At 71.7% G+C, this 2,544-nt stretch carries 1 protein-coding gene; it reads right to left on the reverse strand.

Annotated features, from left to right (window positions below; all coding sequences use genetic code 11):
* Nucleotides 1–2,428: endonuclease (locus QM572_RS18660; protein WP_415095481.1), on the reverse strand; the 2,428-nt coding region annotated here is incomplete at its 3' end.
* Nucleotides 2,429–2,544: the final 116 nt, after the last annotated feature.

A 2,544-nucleotide genomic window follows, 5' to 3' on the forward strand; every position in this document is an offset into this window, starting at 1 on the left:
CGCTGACGGAGTCGGGCTCGTGCGACCAGGTCGGCGCGGCGGGCGCGGTGAGGACGTCCCCCACCTGGACCGCGGTCGCCGGCGCGGCGACCGCGGTCCCGGTGAGCGCGGCGCCCTTCGTCACGAGCACCGGGTCCGAGGTGCTCGAGCCGTCGCCGTAGCCGGTCTTGGAGCCGGTCGCGGTCGCGGCGATCGTCGAGCCGACGTCGCCCGGGAGCACGGTGTAGGAGGCGCCGTCGCCGGTGATCGCCTCGGTGACCTGCTGGCCGTCGACGGTGCGCGTCCGGGACCAGGCATAGGTCACCGTGACGCCGTCAGTGCTCCACGTGGGCGGCTGGGCGGTGAGCACGGTGTCGACCTTGCCGGTGCCGGACAGGGTCGTGGGCGCCGTCGCCTCGAGGGCCGGGGTGGCAGTCGGGGTGGTCGTCGCCGACTCGCTCGGCGTCGGCGTGGTCGTCGCCGACTCACTCGGCGTCGGCGTGGTCGTCGCCGACTCACTCGGCGTCGGCGTACTCGTCTCCGACTCGCTCGGCGTGGCCGTCGCGGTCGGCGTGGCCGTCGCGGTCGCCGTGGGCGTCGGGGTGGGCGTCGGGGTGGGCGTCGGGGTGGAGGTGACCGTCTGAACGCCCGCCCCGCCGTTCCACAGCGCCTCGGCGAACTCGGGATGGTCGATGAACGGGTTCCGGTTGCCCTGATAGGTCTTGTAGATGATCTCGTTGCGCTTGCGCTCGGTGTCGTCCACCGGGTCCTGCGACGACCACGCGAGCAGCGTCGAGAGCTTGCCGATGTAGGGGTTCTTCGAGCCGCTGTTCGAGGTGTTGTCGACCAGCTGCAGGTCCGGGCAGACGGTGGTGCACGACGAGTAGGCGTCGCTGCCGTCGTAGGCGACGGCCATGTACATCAGGCCGCGGGCGATGTCGCCCTTGATCTCGGCGCGCGGCTCGAAGGAGTCGCTGTCCTTCTTGCACTGCGAGCAGTGCGCGACGTTGGCGGTGCCACCGTCGTCGAAGTCGAGGTTGCTGCGCGTGGAGTTGGTGGTCGCGTCCTCCGGGCGCATGTGGAACAGGTCGGTGCCGGGGCCGTTGTAGGTGTCGAAGTCGCCGTGGCTCTTGGCCCAGGTGTGCTCGCGGTTCCAGACGCAGTCCGCCTGGGCGGTGCCGGAGGTGCAGCTCGATCCGTGCTGGGTCGCCGAGATGGAGAATCCGGAGTACTGCTCGATGACGTTGCCCGCCTTGTCGGGGTCGGCGTCGGTGACGGCGAGCGCCGTCCAGAGGCAGTCGTAGGAGAACATCGTGTGCGGCCCGACGGTCTTGTGCAGCGCGGCCTCGAGCGCCGACCCGGTGAGGAGGTTGGCGGAGTCGTAGTAGCCGCTCGGAGCGTCGTACGTCGTCATGGCGGCCGCAGCGCTCGGGCAGGAGCTCGAGCTCGTGCCGGTCCCGGTGCCACCCGACCCGGTGCCGGACGCACCGTCGGTGACCGTCAGGGACAGGGAGCCGCTGGTCGCGGTCGCGGCGGCCGCGTCGGTGACCGTGACGGCGAAGGTGAAGGTGCCGACCGCGGTCGGGGATCCGGACAGCACGCCGGCGGAGCTGAGCGTGAGACCGTCGGGCAGCGCGCCCGACGCGAGAGCCCAGCTCGTGGGGTCGGTCCCTCCGCTCGAGGCGAAGGTGTAGCTGTAGGCCTCGTCGAGCTCGGCGCTGCCCAGCGACGGCGCGGTGATCCGCAGTGCGTCGGGGTTGTCGGAGACGGAGCTCTCGGGCGTCGGCGTGGTCAGGACCTGGAAGTCGGCCTTGTTGTTGTCGGTGTCGTCGCCCGCGGTGGTGCGCGCCACGGACTTGGTGCTGTCGAGGGCGGTGCCCGGCGCGGCCGCGCCCTCGGAGGAGGTGGCGGCGCCGTACCCCACGAAGTCGATGACGTTGCCGGCCGACTGCATCGACGTGCCCGAGCCGGAGACGCCGGTGGTGCCCTGCGCGAGCGCGACCTGTCCCGAGCTCGCCGACATGCTGAGCGTGGTGGTCGTCGTGAAGTCGGCGGCGGGGCTGAGGTCGGAGCCGTAGCTGCCCGCGGACGTCTGGACCAGGTAGTGGCCGTGTGCCAGCACGGTGCCGGCCGAGGCGAGCGACGCGATGCTGGTGAACGTGCCGGTGCCGGTGCTCGACCGATATTGCAGGGACAGCCCGCTGAGCGAGATGTCGGCGCCCGTCGGGTTGTAGAGCTCGACGAAGTCGGCCTTCGAGTAGGGCGAGCCACTCGACGCGCCACCGCCGCCGTAGACCTCGTTGATCACGAGGTGGCTGGCGAGCGCGGCCTCGCCCGGCGCGACGGTGACGACCGCGAGGCCGGCGGCGGCGACGGATCCGGCGGCGAGGGCCATCAGGCCGCGCCGGACGAGGGCGCGCGAGAGCATGCGCACGGGTGCCTCGCTCACCTCTTCACCTTCACGGCAGAGCTGGTGGCAACCGTCGTCGGATAGCCCACACGGGTCGCGGTCACCCGCACCGACAGCCTCTTCCCACCATCCTTCCTCGTCGGCCTGTACACCAC

It is taken from the genome of Nocardioides sp. (assembly GCF_047607365.1).
Lineage (GTDB): Bacteria > Actinomycetota > Actinomycetes > Propionibacteriales > Nocardioidaceae > Nocardioides.